At 65.2% G+C, this 3714-nt stretch carries 3 protein-coding genes; 1 reads left to right on the top strand and 2 read right to left on the bottom strand.

The genetic code is table 11. The annotated features are described in order from the left end of the window. Window positions 1-348: 348 nt before the first annotated feature. Window positions 349-972, bottom strand: a complete 624-nt coding sequence (locus tag ACWEKS_RS48955; RefSeq protein WP_452346546.1) for a TetR/AcrR family transcriptional regulator — start codon at window positions 970-972, stop codon at window positions 349-351. Window positions 973-1073: 101 nt separating this feature from the next. Here ACWEKS_RS48955 and ACWEKS_RS48950 point away from each other — a divergent pair, with 101 nt between their 5' ends. Beyond that, window positions 1074-1784, top strand: a complete 711-nt coding sequence (locus ACWEKS_RS48950) for an SDR family NAD(P)-dependent oxidoreductase (protein ID WP_452346545.1) — start codon at window positions 1074-1076, stop codon at window positions 1782-1784. Between the two features lie 239 nt (window positions 1785-2023). On the opposite strand, the gene ACWEKS_RS48945 is transcribed toward ACWEKS_RS48950, so the two are convergent. Further along, complete coding sequence (locus ACWEKS_RS48945) at window positions 2024-3124, bottom strand: TY-Chap domain-containing protein (protein WP_452346544.1); 1101 nt, start codon at window positions 3122-3124, stop codon at window positions 2024-2026. Window positions 3125-3714: the final 590 nt, after the last annotated feature.

The following is a 3714-nucleotide window of genomic DNA, read 5'->3' as shown; positions in this document are numbered from 1 at the left end:
CCCACCGGGCACCTGGACCGAATCCTGGCCGGGACCCGGCCCTAACACCAGTCTTAAGTAGCCGCATACCGCGCTGACCGAACCGGCCAGCGCGGCACCTCGAAAAATCAACGAGCCGCGGGCATCCCGGGCGGCTGACCAACCGCCGGCAGCGCACGCTATTGCCGATGAGCAGGCTTCCCCTGACCTCCCGCGCCGACTGAGCCGGTCGTTGTCCCGTCCGATCGAAGCTGAGGCAGGCCGTAGGCCCTGCCTGCAGTGCCTCAACTTCGTGGGACGGCAAGAGAGTTGGGTCGGCTCCTTGGTCATGAGACATTGCGACGCCGATCGCCGGCTTCGTTTGTCGGGTCAGTGAGCGGCCGGATGCAGGGTTTCGTGTCCGGGGAGTGGATGTGTGTCGGTGGGGCGGAATCCGTCGATGAGCAGGGTGAGGTGACGGCGCCAGGCGTCGGGTGCGTGATCACGGGTCATCTCGACGGTGCGCGAGATTCCCCAGACCACGAAGGCCAGATCGTCGACGACGGCGTCGACGCGAAGCAGACCGCGGCCCTTGGCGTTGCCGAACAGGCGCGCCAACGCTGCCGCGGCCTGGTCCCGCAGTGGTTGTGCGGCAGCCGATTTCAGGCCGCGGGCGGCGACCTCGTTGAACCCGCGGTCGCCGGCCTGTAGTTCACACATTCCCGTGACGTAGGAGACGAACCCGTGCCAAGGATCGGGATCTGCGGCTGCCTGCTCGGCGAGCACGGTCAGCCTTTCGAGGCGGTCGATGAACACCGCCTCGATCAGGTCCTGCCGGGTGGGGAATCGGTTGTAGAGGGTGCCGTTGCTGACCCCGGCATGGCGGGCGATGTCTGCCATTGCCACGTCGACTCCGTGCTCGGCGAACATCGCCCGTGCCGCGGTCACCAGCCGGGCGCGATTGCGTTCGGCGTCGCTGCGCAACGGCCGGGACGTGGGCGTGGTGGATGGCATTGCCCGAGTCTATAACTTGACGGAACCGTCATGTTATACGGTAGTCTCTCGAATCAACTTGACGGAACCGTCAAGTTTCTGGGTTTCGAGGAGGAGTGTTCATGTCCAAGACGATCGCGGTGTTCGGTGCGGGGCCAGGGTTCGGACGTGCGGTGGCACGCCGGTTCGGACGAGACGGGTTCCGGGTCGCCCTGGTCGCGCGCACCAGGTCGAAGTTGGACGCGATCGTCGGCGAACTGGCCGCCGACGGTGTCGAGGCCGCTGGGTTCGTGGCGGACCTCGCCGACCGGCAACAGCTTGCGGGTGTGGTGGGGGCGATCACGGGCCGGTTCGGCCGCATCGACGTACTGGAGTACGCGCCGGCGGGGCCCGAATGGATGCAGCGGCAGGTCGATATCCGCGCCTGTGATCCCGAGTCGTTCGAGTTCGGCCTGAACATGCTGCTGCGGACGCCGACGGTGTTGATCGAGTCGTTGCTGCCGGACATGCTCGACCGCGGCGACGGGGCGGTGTTGTTCGGGTTGGCGGTCACGGCGAGCATGCCGGTCCCGCAGTTGGGCAACGTCGCGGTCGCGACGGCAGCCGCGCGGGCCTATCTGCACAATCTCCACGTTTCACTGACCGGCACCGGAGTGTATGCCGGTCTGGTCCAGGTGGCGGGCATGGTCGGTGGCAGTGAATCCGCCGAATACGCTGCCCGACAATGGGATCCGGCTCTTCTTCCCGAACCCCTCGACCCTGCCGATCTCGCCGAAGCCGCCTGGGAGTTGTATTCCACCCGGCACCGATTCGAGACGACCATCGGGCAATGACCGCACCGGCCCGCCGGAACGAGCGGCCATCGCTATCAAAATCTCATGCCGCATACCGCGCTGACTGAACCGGCCAACGCGTGGCATCGGAAGATCAACGGGCAGCGCGCCAGACAGCCGCCGGCAGTGCACGCTATTGCCGAATGCCGGATACGCACTACATCTGGTCAGGCTGTTCTAGCCGCACCTGCCGCTCCGGGTGCGGCTCGACTCGATCGACGGGGCCGGTGGGAAAACGGTCAGCGCGCGATCACCAGGCGGCATCGTGGCTGTCCGTCGGGCGCGCCGGTGGTCTCGATGCCGAGGTCGCCGGGTCGGGCGATGCCGAGGAAGTCACGCAGGACAGTGACGACGGACTCGGCCGTATCGACGTACTGGTCGTTGCCGGCGGCGAACGGGACGCTATAGGTCCGATCGAATTCCCGATACTGATACCAACCACGCTGAATCAACCATGTGCTTTGCTCGGAACTCAGGTGGTATTCCTGTGGCACGCTCTGGTTTCCGGCGATCGCACAATCGAGTTGGCTGTCCCGAACCTGGAAGCTCGCGAAACGGTGTCCGTGGGCAGTCAAGCCGACCCGCTCGCCCTTACCCAGCCGGGGCAGCACCTGAGCCAATCCGGCGACGAAGGCGGGCCACTCGTCCATCACGGTCACCGGTTCGTCGTCGCCGGACCGATCATCCACGTCGATGATGCCGCTGTAGCAAGCACAGGCGCACTCGTAGCAGCCGCAGCCGCAATCCTCAGTGCTGTAGTAATCACAGCCGCAGTTCTTCCAGCAGATACAGCAGTGGCATTCGCCGCACTTCTTGTACCCGCAGCCTTCCTCGTCACAATCGTGCTCGTCGTCTTCGTCTGCGTCGCAGTCGTCTTCGTCGTAGTCACCGCAGTCGGCATTGTCGTTGCAGTAGTCGAGCCCCGCGAGTTCGCAATGGCAGTGGCAGTCGCAGACCTCGTCCGATCCGGCGTCGTCCCGTCCGTCTCCGTCGATCTCTTCCGCTCGACGTCCACCCACCGGCCTCACGAGCCTGATCTGGCGCGACGTCAGCACCATCAGAAGATCGGCCTGAACCCAGGTAGCCGACCGCCGCCGCCCCGGCACCATACGCACCGCCGACCCGAAGTCGTACTCGAACTTCTCATGTGCCGCAGCGAACACATCCACACCGCGCTCGTCCCCCTCGGCAGTATCGAACGTGTACCGAAGCTCGGCGTCGCTGGTCCGCTCCCACCCCGCGTCAACAAGCCGCTGAACCTCATCCTCCCCCCACACCCACCGAAACCGGACACTCTGGCCCACCGCCTCGAACGCGTCCCCGAACGTCGTGTCCCGCAACCGATCCACCGCTACCAATTCCCATCCCGTTCCGCACAGCCGTCCTCCGCGCTGCCGAACACATGAAATCACCCAGCACCGACAGCTCCGATGACCCGTTCACCAATGCTCTACGCGATACCCACAACCAGCTCGCGACCGAGAAGTCGGTCGCGCAGAGCGACATTGCCCAACTCGATTCCGCCGACCGGGCCGGTTCAGGTCGGCAGCGCAATGCTCGGTCATGGATTGTGTGGATGCTGTAGGTGCCCCGGACGGGCTCGAACCGTCACTTGGCGGATTTTAGGTGGACCTTCTCGACGTTTGCGCGTGATGGGATTTGTTGCCCGGTGTACGGAAGCGCCCCCTGAGCGGGGGATTGGCCGCTGGCATCGTTGGTGGAATTGGATGGGTCCGGCGTTCCTGCGGACTGCCTGCGGACGCCGCCCGGGAGCATCCCACCGGGCACCTGGATCAAATCCTGGCCGGGATCCGATCCTGACAGCAAGTGTCTAACTAGATGATTGATTCCAAGGGGTGTGGTGCGCGGTGTAGCCGCGCGCCACACTCGCAGCGATGACCGGACCGGTGGACGCCTGCCGCTGTAAGGT

The sequence above is a fragment of the Nocardia sp. NPDC004711 genome (assembly GCF_053601595.1).
The sequence above is the reverse complement of the archived record's forward strand: the minus strand, read 5'-3'. Positions and strand labels throughout refer to the sequence as shown.